This is a genomic window from Streptomyces sp. NBC_00075, assembly GCF_045041225.1.
Lineage (GTDB): Bacteria > Actinomycetota > Actinomycetes > Streptomycetales > Streptomycetaceae > Streptomyces > Streptomyces adonidis.
The window spans coordinates 4,905,283-4,919,308 of sequence record NZ_CP108243.1; the positions used below are offsets into that span (position 1 = coordinate 4,905,283).

The 14,026-nt window shown below is 71.5% G+C and carries 11 protein-coding genes; 3 read left to right on the top strand and 8 right to left on the bottom strand.

Annotated features, from left to right (window positions below; all coding sequences use genetic code 11):
• Positions 1-183: 183 nt before the first annotated feature.
• Both OG787_RS21240 and OG787_RS21245 read right to left on the bottom strand, forming a co-directional pair.
• The gene (locus tag OG787_RS21240) at positions 184-1,302 is read right to left on the bottom strand and encodes a pyridoxamine 5'-phosphate oxidase family protein (RefSeq protein ID WP_405536045.1); all 1,119 of its coding nucleotides are present in this window, start codon (positions 1,300-1,302) and stop codon (positions 184-186) included.
• 11 nt (positions 1,303-1,313) lie between these two features.
• Positions 1,314-2,117 carry a siderophore-interacting protein gene (locus tag OG787_RS21245; protein ID WP_405536046.1) on the bottom strand — a complete coding sequence of 268 codons (804 nt, stop codon included), beginning with the start codon at positions 2,115-2,117 and terminating at the stop codon, positions 1,314-1,316.
• Positions 2,118-2,228: 111 nt separating this feature from the next.
• On the opposite strand from OG787_RS21245, the gene OG787_RS21250 reads away from it, so the two are divergent.
• Positions 2,229-2,849 carry a TetR/AcrR family transcriptional regulator gene (locus tag OG787_RS21250; RefSeq protein WP_369037942.1) on the top strand — a complete coding sequence of 207 codons (621 nt, stop codon included), beginning with the start codon at positions 2,229-2,231 and terminating at the stop codon, positions 2,847-2,849.
• A 40-nt stretch (positions 2,850-2,889) separates the two neighbouring features.
• Here OG787_RS21250 and OG787_RS21255 read toward each other — a convergent pair whose 3' ends face one another.
• Entirely contained in the window at positions 2,890-4,698 is a 1,809-nt protein-coding gene (locus tag OG787_RS21255) for a prolyl oligopeptidase family serine peptidase (protein WP_369037943.1), read from the bottom strand.
• 330 nt (positions 4,699-5,028) lie between these two features.
• On the opposite strand from OG787_RS21255, the gene OG787_RS21260 reads away from it, so the two are divergent.
• Positions 5,029-5,820 carry an SURF1 family protein gene (locus tag OG787_RS21260; protein ID WP_369037707.1) on the top strand — a complete coding sequence of 264 codons (792 nt, stop codon included), beginning with the start codon at positions 5,029-5,031 and terminating at the stop codon, positions 5,818-5,820.
• A 219-nt stretch (positions 5,821-6,039) separates the two neighbouring features.
• Here OG787_RS21260 and OG787_RS21265 read toward each other — a convergent pair whose 3' ends face one another.
• Positions 6,040-6,924: an alpha/beta fold hydrolase gene (locus OG787_RS21265; RefSeq protein ID WP_369037706.1), complete on the bottom strand. Its 885-nt coding sequence runs from the start codon at positions 6,922-6,924 to the stop codon at positions 6,040-6,042.
• Positions 6,925-7,046: 122 nt separating this feature from the next.
• Between OG787_RS21265 and OG787_RS21270 the strand changes: the two genes are divergently transcribed.
• Positions 7,047-9,011, top strand: coding sequence for a BTAD domain-containing putative transcriptional regulator (locus OG787_RS21270; protein WP_405536047.1), 1,965 nt, complete (start codon positions 7,047-7,049; stop codon positions 9,009-9,011).
• 168 nt (positions 9,012-9,179) lie between these two features.
• Here the strand turns inward: OG787_RS21270 and OG787_RS21275 are convergent, their stop codons facing one another.
• The 4 genes from OG787_RS21275 to OG787_RS21290 all read right to left on the bottom strand — a co-directional run bounded on the left by OG787_RS21275 (position 9,180) and on the right by OG787_RS21290 (position 13,905).
• Positions 9,180-10,586: a hypothetical protein gene (locus OG787_RS21275; RefSeq protein WP_405536048.1), complete on the bottom strand. Its 1,407-nt coding sequence runs from the start codon at positions 10,584-10,586 to the stop codon at positions 9,180-9,182.
• Positions 10,583-11,248, bottom strand: a complete 666-nt coding sequence (locus OG787_RS21280) for a SigE family RNA polymerase sigma factor (RefSeq protein WP_369037703.1) — start codon at positions 11,246-11,248, stop codon at positions 10,583-10,585. The genes OG787_RS21275 and OG787_RS21280 overlap by 4 nt, the downstream gene beginning before the upstream one ends.
• A 318-nt stretch (positions 11,249-11,566) precedes the next feature.
• Positions 11,567-12,625, bottom strand: a complete 1,059-nt coding sequence (locus OG787_RS21285; RefSeq protein WP_369037702.1) for an aspartate-semialdehyde dehydrogenase — start codon at positions 12,623-12,625, stop codon at positions 11,567-11,569.
• Positions 12,625-13,905, bottom strand: a complete 1,281-nt coding sequence (locus tag OG787_RS21290; protein ID WP_369037701.1) for an aspartate kinase — start codon at positions 13,903-13,905, stop codon at positions 12,625-12,627. The genes OG787_RS21285 and OG787_RS21290 overlap by 1 nt, the downstream gene beginning before the upstream one ends.
• Positions 13,906-14,026 lie beyond the last annotated feature (121 nt).

Genomic DNA, 14,026 nt, shown 5'->3' on the forward strand with positions numbered 1-14,026 from the left:
TCCCATCCCTGGGGGCTGCGCCCCCAGACCCCCCTTTGTCCTCAAACGCCGGACGGGCTGATTATCCAGCCCGTCCGGCGTTTGAGGACGAGGCCGTTCAGGCCGACAGCGGGGGTCTGGGGGCGCAGCCCCCAGGGGACGGGAATGGGTAGGGGCGGCGGGGGCGAAGAAACATGGGCTGCGTTACGTGTCCTCGTAGCCCTCCTTTCGGAGCCCGGAGGAGTACGCCCGGTTCGCTGCCAGGCGTAGCAACCTGGTCATTCCGGGGATCGCCCCAACCGCCCTCAGCAGGAACGCCGGCGGCCCGCCCTGCGCCTCCGCCGAACCGGCGGCCAGGTGGGCGCCCGCCATCTCCATCAAGTCCGGCATCGGCCCGCCGTCGAGGTGGGCGCCCGGGATCCACAGTCGTGAGCGCACCAGGGGGTCGCTGCCGGTCACCTCGGCGTGCTCGACGTCGATGAGCAGTGCCAGGTGCGGGGGCTTCCCGCGCAGTGCCATCGTCTCCAGGAGCGCGGGGTCGTCGGTGATCGCGGCCCGGCCGCGGACGTGCAGTACGCCGGTGCGCCCCGGCACGAGCGCGGCCAGGGCGAGGCGGTCGTCCTGGAGCAGGTTGTGGAGCGTGTCGGCGCGTCTGTTGCCCTTGCGGTCCGGGATGACGAGCGTGCGGCTGTCCAGGATGCGTGCCACCGTCTGCCGGTCCCCGCGCGGACTCGTGTCGCTGCCCCCGGAGGAGTCCCAGGTGGACAGGGCCAGGAAGGGGGAGGCCGCAAGGAACTGCGCGACGCCTGGTCCGGCCAGGGGCCCGTCTCCCGTGACCTCGGCGGTCGGCTCGGCCGGGGCGGGCGGCTGCCACAGGCGGGACCGGATGACGGCCTGTGCGCAGTGGACGTACGCCTCCTTGATGTCGACGGTCGTCACCGCGCCCTTGCGGGCGGACACCGAGCCGTTGACGCGCAGGAGTTCCCCGACGCCGGGCAGGAGGAAGAAGAGCGAGACCGGGCCGTGCGGGTCGCCGGACTCGGTGAGGGTGAAGGAGATCCGGGTGGGCGAGTGGACTCGTACGAATCCCGGTGTGCCGCCGATGAAGGTCGTTCTTCTGGTGCCGTCGGCGTCTCGGTAGCCGAAGGCCGCGATCGGGGAGCGGGCGAGGACGGTCCGGCAGCCCTCGTCCAGGGCGCTGATCTGCTTGAGCATGATCATGGGCAGTGGGCGGCCGACGGTCGTCTCCACCTCCTCCACGGTCGTCAGGCGGTGCGAGGTGCCGCGTACTGACTGGTTGCCCGACTGGTCTGCTCGCTGCACGAGAATTCCTCTCAGCCTGGGGTGGATCGGCCCTGGCGCCAGTAGCCGAAGAACGAGATGTCCCGCTTGGGTACGCCACGGTCGTTGACCAGGTGCCGTCGGACTGTCGTGGCCAGCCGGGACTCGCCCGCGACCCAGGTGTAGAGGCGGCCGGGCGGCAGTGACGCGCGGCGGATCGCGTCCAGGGCCAGGGTGCCGGGGCGCAGGTCTTCGTCGTCGCGGCTGAACCAGTGGATGCAGGCGCCGGCGGGTGCCTCGACGGACGGGCGGATGTCCGCCTCGGCCGCCACCTCCACATAGACCTCGGTGGGGAGTGAGGGCGGGGTTCCGTCGAGGATCGACAGGATGGCGGGCAGCGCGGTCTCGTCGCCGACCAGCAGTTGCCCCTCCGCGTGCTCCGGCAGCCGGTACATGGTGCCGACGTCGAAGATCCCGGCCGGGTCGCCGGACGCGGTCCGGCGCACCCAGGACGACAGGGGCGAGTCGGCGTGCACGGCGAACTCGATGTCGATCTCGTCCTCGGCGGGCCTCGCGCGCCGGATCGTCAGGTTGCGGACCCACGGGCGGACCGACTTGGGCAGCAGCATCAGCTGGGCGATCCAGGCCTCGTTCGACAGGGTCGGCATCCGCAGGGCGGTCTGTCCCTCCCGGGGGAAGAACAGGCGGACCGCCTGGTCGTTGCCGGCCACGACCAGGTTCCGTACGGCCGGGCCGCCCAGGGTGATGCTCGCGAAGCCCGGAGTGAGGAACTCTCGGCGGCGCACCTCCAGCGTGATCATCGTGCGCGACTCGGGCGGGTACACCTTGGGGATCACGGCGGCCCACCTGGACCGGGCCAGGCCTTGTTCTCGCAGCTCATGGCACTATTGTGAGCAATAGCTCAGCTCTTTGGCTACTCGCTTTTGCCGCCTCGGGAAGGACCCCGGATGCCGTCGGACGACCGCCGCCTTCAGCCACGTCGCAAGCCCCGTCAGGTGCGCGCGGAACTCACCCGCGACCGCATCCTCACCGCCGCTGCTCACGTTTTCGTCGAGCACGGCTACGCCGCGGGCACCACCAATCGCATCGCGGAGCGCGCCCGGATCTCCATCGGCTCGCTGTACCAGTACTTCCCGAACAAGGACGCGATCCTCGCCGAGCTGCTGGTGCGGCACATCGACCGGGGCAGGTGGGCGGGGGCGGACCAGCTCGATCTGTCCGCCGGGAGCCTGGAGGCGACGGTGCGGGCGGTGGTCCGCGACGCGATCGACAACCACCGCGACGATCCGCACCTCCTGCGGATCATGATCGAGGAGGCCCCGCTCTCACAGGAACTCCTCGACACGATCGACCGCCACGGCAAGATCCGTGTCGCCCAGATGCGCGACCTTCTCGCCCGGCACCCGGACGTCCACGTACGAGACCTCGACACCGCGGCCGAACTCATCGTGTTCACCGTGGAGTTGAACACGCACAAGCTGATGGCCCACCCGAGGAGCATCCCGGTGGAGACGTTCGAGGGCGAGTTGGTGGACATGGTCACCCGCTATCTGCGCGGCGACCAGTAGCCGGCGCCCGCTACCTGCCCCCGCCCCCCTCGCCCCCCTCTCACGCCCCCAAGTGCCGCTCCACGAACTCCAGTTCCAGGCGGACCTGCTTGATGCGTTCGTCCACGACGAGCGAGCCGTGGCCCGCGTCGTAGCGGTACACCTCGTGGGTCGCGCCCCGGGTCTCCAGGCGCTTCACGTAGTTGTCGATCTGGCGGATCGGGCAGCGGGGGTCGTTGACGCCGGCCGAGATGTACACCGGGGCCTTCACCGCGTCGACGTAGGTCAGGGGCGACGACGCCTCGAAGCGTTCCGGGACCTCCTCCGGCGTACCGCCCAGCAGGGTGCGGTCCATCGCCTTCAGCGCCTCCATCTCGTCGTGGTACGCCGTGACGTAGTCCGCGACCGGCACCGCCGCGAGGCCCAGTGCCCAGGCGTCGGGCTGGACGCCGAGCCCGAGCAGCGTCAGGTAGCCGCCCCAGGAACCGCCGGTCAGGATCAGCCGGTCGGGGTCCGCGAGGCCCGAGGTCACCGCCCATTCCCGGACCGCCGCGATGTCCTCCAGCTCGATCAGACCGACCCGGTGCTTGAGGGCGTCCGTCCACTCACGTCCGTACCCGGTGGAGCCCCGGTAGTTGACCCGCACCACCGCGTACCCGTGGTCGACCCAGGCCGCCGGGCCCGCCGCGAAGGCGTCGCTGTCGTGCCAGGTGGGGCCGCCGTGGATGTCGAAGACCGTGGGGAGAGGGCCTTCTGCGCCCATCGGCTTCTGGACCAACGCGTGGATGCGGCCGCCCGGGCCCTCCACCCACACGTCCTCCACCGGTACCGAGCCCGGGGACTTCAGGCCGGGCGGGTCCAGGACCACCGACCCCGTCGTCGAGCGCACCGACGACGGTTCGGCCGCCGACGACCACAGGTACTCCACGCTGCCGTCGGGCCGGGCCGTCGCCCCGGAGACCGAGCCGGGCGGGGTGTCCACCTTCACCAGTGCGCGGTCGGTCAGGTCGTAGCGGAAGAGTTCGCTGCGGGCCTCGAAGCTGTGGGCGATGAGCAGGCCCGAGCCGTCCGGGTACCACTCCGCGCTCACGTCGCCCGGCAGGTCGAGGGCGAGATCCGTCTCCTCGCCGCTCGCCACGTCCCACACCAGGGGCTCCCAGCGGCCCCGGCGCTGGTGCCCGACCAGCAGCCGCGTGTCGCCCTCCACGGGGGCGAAGCCCAGCACCTCCAGGCCCAGTTCCTCCGCGCCGCCCTTGGTGTCGTCGAGGTCGGCGACCGTCGTGCCGTCGGGGCGCAGGACGCGGAGCGCGGAGTGCATCGCGTCGCCGTGCTCGGTGTGCTCGATGGCGATGAGTGTGCCGTCGTGGGAGAGGTCGCCGACGCCGGCGGATTCGCGGTGGCGGTAGATCACCACGGGGGGTGTGTCCGCCACGGCGAGGTGGATCGTCGTGCCCTCCTCGTCGGTCGAGCGGCCGACCACCGCGGTGCGGCCGTCCCGGGCGAGGGCCAGTCCCGCCGGGTAGGAGGGCTCCAGGCCGGGGGCCGCGGGCTCGTCCTCGCCGCCTGCGAACGGCTGGCGGCGCCAGACCCCGAACTCGTCGCCGTCCTTGTCGTCGAACCACCAGATCCACTCGCCGTCGGGCGACAGGACGCCGTCCGTCGTGCCGTTGGGGCGGTTCGTCGCCTGGCGCTGGTCGCCGGTGGCGCGGTTCCAGGCGTACAGCTCGTATGTGCCTGTCGCGTTGGACACGAAGAGGGAGCGGTCCGGGGCGTCTTCCGCCCAGTCCGGCAGCGACACCCGCGGTGCGCGGAACCGCTTCTCCCAGTCCGGCGTATTCGTGTTCGGCGTGGAACCGTTGCTCTCAGTCATGGGCCCATACTGCCCGGCCGGGGCACGGGTCCGCCGCGGAGGTCCCCAGCCTGTGGATATCTTCGCCCCCGCCGCCCCTACCCGTTCCCGTCCCTGGGGGCTGCGCCCCCAGACCCCCGCTTGTCGGCCTGAACGGCCTCGTCCTCAAACGCCGGACAGGCTGGATGTGGTGCCGGCCGGAGGTTGGTCTTTTCAGCCCGTCCGGCGTTCGAGGACAAAGGGGGGTCTGGGGGCGCAGCCCCCAGGGACGGGAACGGGTAGGGGCGGCGGGGGCGAGGAAACACCGCCCCGCGGACCGCTCCCCCGCAACCGCCACGTACCTTTGAACGCGTGTACCGGTTTCTGCTGACGCCCCGTTGGTGGGGGATCAACGTCTTCGTGCTGCTCGCCATCCCCTTCTGCGTGTTCATGGGGTCCTGGCAGCTGAGCCGCTTCGAGGACCGCGTCCAGGACCACAAGACCGCCACCGAAGAGGTCTCCGCCGAGAAGCAGGAGGCCGCCCGACCGCTCGCCGAACTGCTGCCCGTCGACAAGAAGACCTCCGGTGACCGTGTCACCGTCAGCGGGCGGTACGGCACGCAGTTGCTCGTTCCTGGGCGGCAGCTCGACGACCGGGACGGGTACTTCGTGCTCACCCTGCTCCGGACCGATGACGGCAAGGCCCTCCCCGTCGTGCGCGGCTGGCTCCCCGGTCGCGCCGACGCCGCCAAAGCCCCCGCCCCACCCGCCGGCGAAGTCACCGTCACCGGCGCGCTTCAGGCGTCCGAGACCCCGGGGTCGAACGGCGTGAGCGCCGCCGGTGGGCTCCCGGCCGGGCAGACCGGCGCGATCAGCGCGGCCTCGCTCGTGAACCTCGTGCCGTACGACCTGTACGACGCCTGGGTCACCCTCGACAAGGGCGACTCGGGGATGAAGGCCGTACCGGCGACCGCACCCGCGGACACCGGGCTCGACCTGAAGGCGTTCCAGAACCTCGGCTACACCGGCGAGTGGTTCGTGTTCGCGGGGTTCGTCGTTTTCATGTGGTTCCGGCTCGTGCGGCGTGAAGTGGAGTTCGCCCGGGATGCCGAGCTGGGGCTCGCCACGACCGAGGAACCCGCTCGCGAGGACGCCACCGTCTGATCCCCGCAGGGGCAGCACACCGCCGGAGGCTCAGCAGGTCAGCGGGTCAGCGCGTCAACAGGCCCCGGACCGCCACCGTCTGACCCCCGCAGGGCAGCACACCCGCCAGAGGCCTGGAGGTTCAGCGGGTCAGCAGGGCCCGGACCGCCGCCGTCCGCCCCCCTCAGGACACCACACCAGCCGGAGAATCAGCAGGTCAGCGGTCAGCAGGTCAGCGGGTCAGCGCGTCAGCAGGCCCCGGATCGCCGTCGTGATCTCGTCGGGTGCCTCCTCTGCCATGAAGTGCCCCGCCCGGGTCAGCCGGTGGTCCAGGTCCGGTGCCCACGCCTTCCACACGGCGGCGGCGTCGTAGCCCAGCCGCGCGCCCCAGTCCTGCTGGACGACCGTCACGGGCATGGCCAGCTGCGACCCGGCGTCCAGGTCCGCCTGGTCGTGCGTGACGTCGATGCCCGCCGAGGCCCGGTAGTCCGCGACGATCGACGTCACCGCCGCCGCGCTCGCCCGCAGATACTCGGCCCGCACCTCCTCCGGCACGGCGGCCGCGTCGCCGGCCCAGGCGTCGAGGAACGAGCCGAAGAACGCGTCCGCGCTGTTGGCGATCATCGCCTCCGGCAGGCCCGGTGGCTGTGCCATGAGGAGGAGGTGGTAGCCGACCGCCGCCGAGGCGCCGCGCAGAACGTTCCACATGTCGAGCGTCGGCACGATGTCGAGGATGCCCAGATGTGTGACGGTCTCGGGGTGGTCCAGCCCCGCCCGGAAGGCGACCAGGGCGCCCCGGTCGTGGCCGACGAGGGCGAAGCGCTCGTGGCCGAGGGCCGCCGCCAGGGTCACGACGTCGGCGGCCATGGTGCGCTTGGCGTACACATCGGGGCCGGTGGCCGCCGGCTTGTCGCTGGCGCCGTAGCCCCGCAGGTCAGGGCAGATCACCGTGTGCTCGTCCGCGAGCCGCTCGGCGACGTGGCGCCACATCAGGTGGGTCTGCGGGAAACCGTGCAGCAGCACGACCGGGCTGCCACTGCCGCTGCCGCCGACCGCGGCGGCCAGCTCCACCCCGTCCGCGCCGGGCAGGCGGTGGTGATCGAAGCCGGGAATCGTGAGAGTCATGGAAGGGCGTCCTTTCGGGGCGGGGACCGACCCGATCAGCCTGGGTCACGGCGATCAGCAACCGATCAGCAGCCAGTCCGTCGGGTTGGGCGCAGCCTGTCCCTGGCACAGAGACTGGGCGCATGCGAATCGACGTGCTCGGTGCCGTGCGGGCCCTCCGTGCCGACGGCAGCCCGGTCGACCTGGGCGGACCCCGCCATCGCGAGGTACTCGCCCGGCTCGTCGCCGCCGAGGGGCGGATGGTCACCACCGACACCCTGGTCGACGACCTGTGGACCGATCCGCCGGTCCGCGCCGTGGGCGCTCTGCGTACGTTCGTCGCCGCGCTGCGCCGGGCCCTCGAACCCGAACGGCCGCCCCGCGATCCGCCGCGCGTCATCGTCACCGAGGGTCCCGGCTACGCGCTGCGCCTGCCGCGCGAGGACGTGGACGTCCACCGGTTCCAGGACACCCTGGCCCGGGCCCGGCGCCACCCCGACGCGGTGACCGACCTCGGCGCGGTAATCGCGGCCTGGCGCGGACCCGCGTACGCCGATGTGCCCGGCTCCGGATGGGCGCAGCGCGAGCGGATCCGGCTGGACGAACTGCGCCTGGAGGGTGTGGAGTTGCGCGCCCGCATTCTCCTCGACTCCGGGGCCTCGGGGGGCTTCGGGGGCTTCGGGGAAGGGGCGCATCTCGTCGCCGAACTGGGTGCTCACGTCGCCGAGCATCCGTGGCGCGAGCCAGCCTGGGGGCTGCTCGCCCGCGCGCTCTACCGTGCGGGCCGCCGGGCCGACGCGCTGGCCACCCTCCGCCGCGCCCGCTCGATGCTCGTCGACCAACTCGGACTCGACCCAGGTGCCGAACTTCAGCGCCTGGAGATGGAGATCCTCGGCGGGTCCTCTCCCCTCGAAGTCGCACGTACCGCGTGGGCCGGCCCAGGTGTCCGGCTCGGTCCGCGCACCACCGTGGATCTGGCCCGCACCCTCGCGCTCGCGGGTGGCGACGCCCTCGTCCACTCGCGGCGCGACCGCCTCGCCGCCGTCCAGGCCGCGGAACGCACCGGAGACCTCTCCCTGACCGCGCGGATCATCGGTGCCTACGACGTGCCCGCCCTGTGGAGCCGGGCCGACGACCCCGAGCAGTCCCGCGCCGTCGTCGCGGCCGCCGAGCGCACGCTCACCGCGCTCGGCCCCGACGGCCCCGCCGACCTCTCCGCCCGTCTGCTGGCCACGATCGCCGTCGAGAGCCGCAGCGCTGATCTGACCGGGACCGAGCCGGAGCGTGCGCGGCAGGCGGCGCGGCGGGCCGAGGCGCTGGCACGGGACCTGGCCGATCCCGCCCTGCTCGCCTTCGCCCTCAACGGGGTGTTCCTTCAGTCCTTCACCCGCCCCGGACTCGCGGCTGTACGGGACGGGATCGGCGCCGAGATCCTCGACCTGGCCACCCGGCACGAGCTGCCGAGCTTCGCCGTACTGGGCCGGCTCGTCCGGTTGCAGTCCGCCTCCGCCCTCGGCGACCTCGACTCCGCGGCCGCGCACGCCCACGCCGCCGAACAGCTCGCCGCCACCATCGAGGCGCCCCTCGTCCCCGTCCTCACCGGGTGGTTCCGGGCCCGGGTCACAGCCGCCCGCAGCACCGAACCCGGCGGACCGACCGTCGCCACGGCGGCGGCGCACTACCGCGCCGCCGAGAACGCCCTCCGGACGGCCGGAATGCCCGGACTGCACCGCGGCCTGTTCCCGCTCGCCCTGCTGGGGCTGCGCCTGCTGCACGACCGGCCCGCGCCCACCGACCCGCACCTCGACTGGGGCCCGTACCGGCCTTGGGCGCGACCCCTCGTACTGCTCGCCCAGGACCGGCTGGAGGAGGCCCGAGCCGCCCTCGCCGCAGTGCCCGAACCACCGCGTGACCATATGCAGGAGGCCATGTGGTGCCTGACCGCCCGGGCCGCCGTACGCCTCGGCGAGCGCGGAACCGCCACACGCGCCGCGGCTTCCCTGCGCGATGCCGGTACGGAACACGCCGGCGCCGCCGGCGGAATGCTGACCCTGGGCCCGGTGGCCATGTACCTGGCAGAGGCGGAGGGCTGCGCCGGAGCGGCCTGAGCAACAGCGACCGCGACCCGCAACCCGCAACCCGCAACCCGCAACCCGCAACCCGCAACCGACGGGAATGGTGAGGAGATCACGACACGACCGTCACCCGGAAACCCACCGGACGGCAGGGACGTTCGTCAGGACGGTCACCCTCGGACAAGACGGTCGCCCTCGGGGCTACGCGGTCTCCGCCATGGCCCCGGTCTTGTACACCGTCCCCGCGCACGCGTTCGACACCGTCGCCGACACCGTGGGCGAACCTGCCTCCGCCGTGTAGGACACCGTCACGCTGCCGTCGGCGACCGTGCCGTCCTCCGTGACCAGCTGGGTGGTGGTGCCGTCGCTGCCGGTCGTGGTGGTGTCCGAGTCCGTGCTCTCGCTCGGGGTGGGCGTCGGTGACGCCGAGGGGTCGCCCGTGCTGCCGCCGTCGGTGGTGCCGCCGCTCGTCGGGCACGTCTCCGAGGGCACCCACGCGAACTGCACCGTGTACGCAGCCCCCGGCGCCAGCACCAGCCCGCTGGACCAGAGGGACGGGTCGGGCAGGCCGCTCGCCGCGTCCCCGGCCGCATGTTCGGCGACGCCGATCTTCGTCGAGTCCGCCGCGCCCTGCGCGAACGGCGACACGGTGCCGCTGCCGCCGACCGTACAGGCGGCGGCGGAGACGTTGACGACCCGGAACGTGCCGTACACCGTGCCGCTGGCGTCGGCGTCGCCGACCGAACCGGTGGCCGAGCCCAGCTGGGTCGCGTCGCAGGTGGTCGCCGTCACCGGGGTGTCCGTCGTGCCGGCGCCCCCGCTCGTGCCGGCGCCGCCGCTGCCCTTGTCCGGGTCGGTCGCACCGCCCGAGGGGCTGCTCGACGGCTTGTCCTTGACCGTGCCGGAGCTGCCCCCGGCGGTGCTCTCACCGCCGTCCGGGCCGTCGCCCGACTTCTTGTCCCCCTCGGTCTGCGAACCGTGGCCCGCGATGACGGAGGGGTCGGCCTCGGAGCCGGTGACGTTCGAGACCAGCAGCGCGGGAATGGCCGTACCGACGAAGAGCAGGGCGGCGGCCGCGCCGATGGCGGCATGCCGCTTGCGGGCGCGGCGGGCGGGCACGGCGCGGCGGAGATGGGCCAGCACGGCGTCGGTGGGTTCGATCCCGCCCACCGCCTGCTGCATCATCCTGCGCAGTGCCAGCTCGTCCGAGTCGAGCCCGTCCAGGCTCTGGTCGTCGGGGCCGTGGTTCACAGTTCCGTTCCCAGCTTGCGATTGCTTGTGCTCTTGATCGTGGCGACCGGGTCCATGGACTCCGGACGGCCAACTCCCGTTGGATCGGGCCCCGTTGAGAGGAAGCCTACCGGCCCTGAACTCCTCGGTCCGGAAACCGCCGGTCCGCGCGCCCGCGTCCTCGCCCGGTTCGCGCTCGGCGTCGCCCTGTTCCGCGACCGATTCCTGGACCTGTTCGCCGGCTTCCCCGGCCTGGTCCCGGCGCTGCTCCGGACCCTCGTTCTCCTGCCCCGGAGCCTGAGCCCGACCCTGCTGCTCCTGTTGCCCCTGCTGCTCCCGCGCCCGGTCCTTGTCCCGTTCCTGGCCCTGGTCGCTCATGCCGGTTCCTCCATGGCGATGCGCAGCGCGGCGATCCCGCGTGAGCCGTACGCCTTCACCGAGCCGAGCGACACGCCCAGCGTCTCGGCGACCTGGGCCTCGGTCATGTCAGCGAAGTAGCGCAGGACGAGGACCTCGCGCTGGCGGCGCTGAAGGCCCTTCATCGCCTTGATGAGGGAGTCGCGTTCCAGCAGGTCGTACGCCCCCTCCTCCGCGCTCGCCATGTCCGGCATCGGCTTGGAAAGGAGCTTCAGGCCGAGGATGCGGCGGCGCAGCGCGGAGCGGGAGAGGTTCACCACCGTCTGGCGCAGATAGGCGAGCGTCTTCTCGGGGTCACGGACGCGCTTGCGCGCCGAGTGGACCCGGATGAACGCCTCCTGGACGACGTCCTCGCAGGACGCGGTGTCGTCGAGGAGCAGTGCCGCGAGTCCGAGGAGCGAGCGGTAGTGGGCGCGGTACGTCTCGGTCAGGTGGTCGACCGTCGTCCCCGCAGCCGCGCTCTCGTCAGTGCCTTCGCGCTGGTTGGGTATGCGGGCCGGCCGCGCTGCGGGCATCGGCGCGATCACCGGCATGCCGCCGGGCGTACCGGGCCCGCGGGGTCGGCGCGTCGGACGCAGGGCTGTGCCGCGCGTCGCCGCTGTGAAGTCGAGTACCTCTGCCACGCATGTTGGACACGCCTCCCCCCTTCAGGGTTGTACGCATCCGGCATCACGTTTGCGTCGTACGACACAGCCACCTTCATGCGTCCCGCTCTTCCCCTAAATCCATGGTGACCGGCGTCCCCCGCACGGCCTTGGCGTCCCCAACGCCCCTGAAGGGCGTCCGCAAAGACGCTCCCCGTCCTCCGCGCGGTTGCGGAGAACGGGGAGCAAAATCTTTGGAGCCCCAGAAGTTGTCACCTGGATCCTACAAACGTTTTCTGCCACCACCAGAGTGATTTTCGACAAGATCAACAGGGGGAAACCTGGAAGAAGTCGTGGTCAGGACAGTTCTGCCGCCACCAGTTCGGCGATTTGCGCCGTATTGAGCGCCGACCCCTTGCGCAGGTTGTCCCCGCACACGAACAGTTCCAGCGCGGTCGGGTCGTCCAGCGCCCGCCGGACCCGGCCGACCCAGGTCGGATCCGTGCCGACCACGTCCACCGGCGTCGGGAACTCCCCCGCGTCCGGGTCGTCGAACAGCACGACCCCGGGCGCGGTGGCGAGAATCTCCCGTGCCTTGGCGACGGTGACCTCGCTCTGGAAGCGGGCGTGGACGGTCAGCGCGTGCGCGGTGACGACCGGGACGCGTACGCAGGTCACGGCCACGGGGAGCTTCGGCAGCCCGAGGATCTTGCGGGACTCGTTCCGGATCTGCATCTCGTCCGACGACCAGCCGTCCGCCCGAGCCGTTCCGGCCCACGGTACGACGTTCAGCGCGACCGGCTCCGGGAACGGGCCCGTCCCGTCGCCCACGGCCCGTCGTACGTCTCCGGGGCTGGTCCCCAGTTCCGTACCGGCGACCAGGGACAGCTGCCGGCGCAGGGTGTCCACGCCGGCCCGGCCTTCCCCGCTCACCGCCTGGTACGACGACACCACCAGCTCGCGCAGTCCGAACTCGGCGTGCAGCGCGCCCAGGGCGACGATCATCGACAGGGTCGTGCAGTGCGGGTTGGCGATGATCCCGCGCGGGCGCTGCCGTACCGCGTGCGGATTGACCTCGGGGACGACCAGGGGGACCTGGGGGTCCATCCGGAAGGCGCCCGAGTTGTCGACCACGACGACACCCTTGGCGGCGGCGACCGGCGCCCAGCGCTCGGCGACCTCCTCGGGTACGTCGAACATGGCGACGTCGACGCCGTCGAAGGCCTCCTCCGACAGCGCCACCACCTCGGCCTCCTCGCCGCGCACGGCCAGCTTGCGGCCGGCCGAGCGCGGGGAGGCGACCAGACGGATCTCGCCCCAGATGTCCGCGTGCTGGGACAGGATCTGGAGCATGACCGCACCGACGGTGCCGGTCGCCCCCACGACGGCGAGCGTCGGCCCCACAGGATTGGCCATCAGCGGCCGGTGCCTCCGTAGACGACGGCCTCGTCGCTGTCGGAGTCGAGACCGAAGGCCGAGTGCACGGCGCGGACGGCCTCCGGGACGTCGTCCTGACGGGTGACGACCGAGATACGGATCTCGGATGTCGAGATCAGCTCGATGTTCACACCCGCGTCGGACAGCGCCTGGAAGAACGAGGCGGTGACGCCAGGGTTGGTCTTCATCCCCGCGCCGACCAGCGAGATCTTGCCGATCTGGTCGTCGTAGCGCAGCGACTCGAAGCCGATCCCGGCCTTCGCCTTCTCCAGCGCGTCGATGGCCTTGCGGCCCTCGGCCTTGGGGAGGGTGAAGGAGATGTCCGTGAGACCGGTGGACGCCGCCGACACGTTCTGGACGATCATGTCGATGTTGATCTCGGCGTCCGCGATGGCGCGGAAGATCACCGCGGCCTCGCCCGGCTTGTCCGGGACACCGACGACCGTGATCTTGGCTTCGGAGACGTCATGGGCGACTCCGGAGATGATGGCGTGCTCCACCTGCTGGTCCCCTTGCGACTCGGGCTTCTCGTTGCTGACCCAGGTGCCCGGCAGTCCGGAGAAGGACGAACGGACGTGGATCGGGATGTCGTAACGACGGGCGTACTCCACACAGCGGTGGAGCAGCACCTTGGAACCGGACGCGGCCAGCTCCAGCATGTCCTCGGAGGAGATCCAGTCGATCTTCCGGGCCTTCTTCACCACGCGCGGGTCGGCGGTGAACACCCCGTCGACGTCGGTGTAGATCTCGCACACCTCGGCGTCGAGGGCTGCGGCAAGGGCGACAGCGGTGGTGTCGGAACCGCCGCGCCCCAGCGTGGTGATGTCCTTCTTGTCCTGGCTGACACCCTGGAACCCGGCGACGATGGCGATGTTGCCCTCGTCCAGCGCGGTCCGGATGCGCCCCGGAGTGACGTCGATGATCCGCGCTTTGTTGTGGACCGAGTCGGTGATGACTCCTGCCTGGCTGCCGGTGAAGCTCTGGGCCTCGTGACCCAGGTTCTTGATCGCCATGGCCAGCAGCGCCATGGAGATCCGCTCTCCGGCGGTCAGCAGCATGTCGAACTCACGCCCGGCAGGCATCGGAGACACCTGCTCGGCGAGATCGATCAGCTCGTCCGTCGTGTCGCCCATCGCGGAAACGACCACGACCACCTGGTGGCCGTTCTTCTTCGCTTCCACGATTCGCTTGGCGACACGCTTGATGCCCTCGGCATCGGCTACGGATGAGCCTCCGTACTTCTGCACGACAAGGCCCACGTGCACTCCTCGCTCAGTCCGTCTGCGGTCGGCTCAGTTTAACGAGCGGCCGAAATCCCCTTACGAGGTATCGCATGGTGAGATGTCCCGCTCATCATGGTGATCACCCGAGGGATCTTCG

Excerpts from the sequence above, each read along its gene's own strand:
- OG787_RS21250 (WP_369037942.1), top strand. The coding sequence starts at position 2,229 with ATGCCGTCGGACGACCGCCGCCTTCAGCCACGTCGCAAGCCCCGTCAG.
- OG787_RS21255 (WP_369037943.1), bottom strand. The coding sequence starts at position 4,698 with ATGACTGAGAGCAACGGTTCCACGCCGAACACGAATACGCCGGACTGG.
- OG787_RS21265 (WP_369037706.1), bottom strand. The coding sequence starts at position 6,924 with ATGACTCTCACGATTCCCGGCTTCGATCACCACCGCCTGCCCGGCGCG.
- OG787_RS21270 (WP_405536047.1), top strand. The coding sequence starts at position 7,047 with ATGCGAATCGACGTGCTCGGTGCCGTGCGGGCCCTCCGTGCCGACGGC.
- OG787_RS21275 (WP_405536048.1), bottom strand. The coding sequence starts at position 10,586 with ATGAGCGACCAGGGCCAGGAACGGGACAAGGACCGGGCGCGGGAGCAG.
- OG787_RS21285 (WP_369037702.1), bottom strand. The coding sequence starts at position 12,625 with ATGGCCAATCCTGTGGGGCCGACGCTCGCCGTCGTGGGGGCGACCGGC.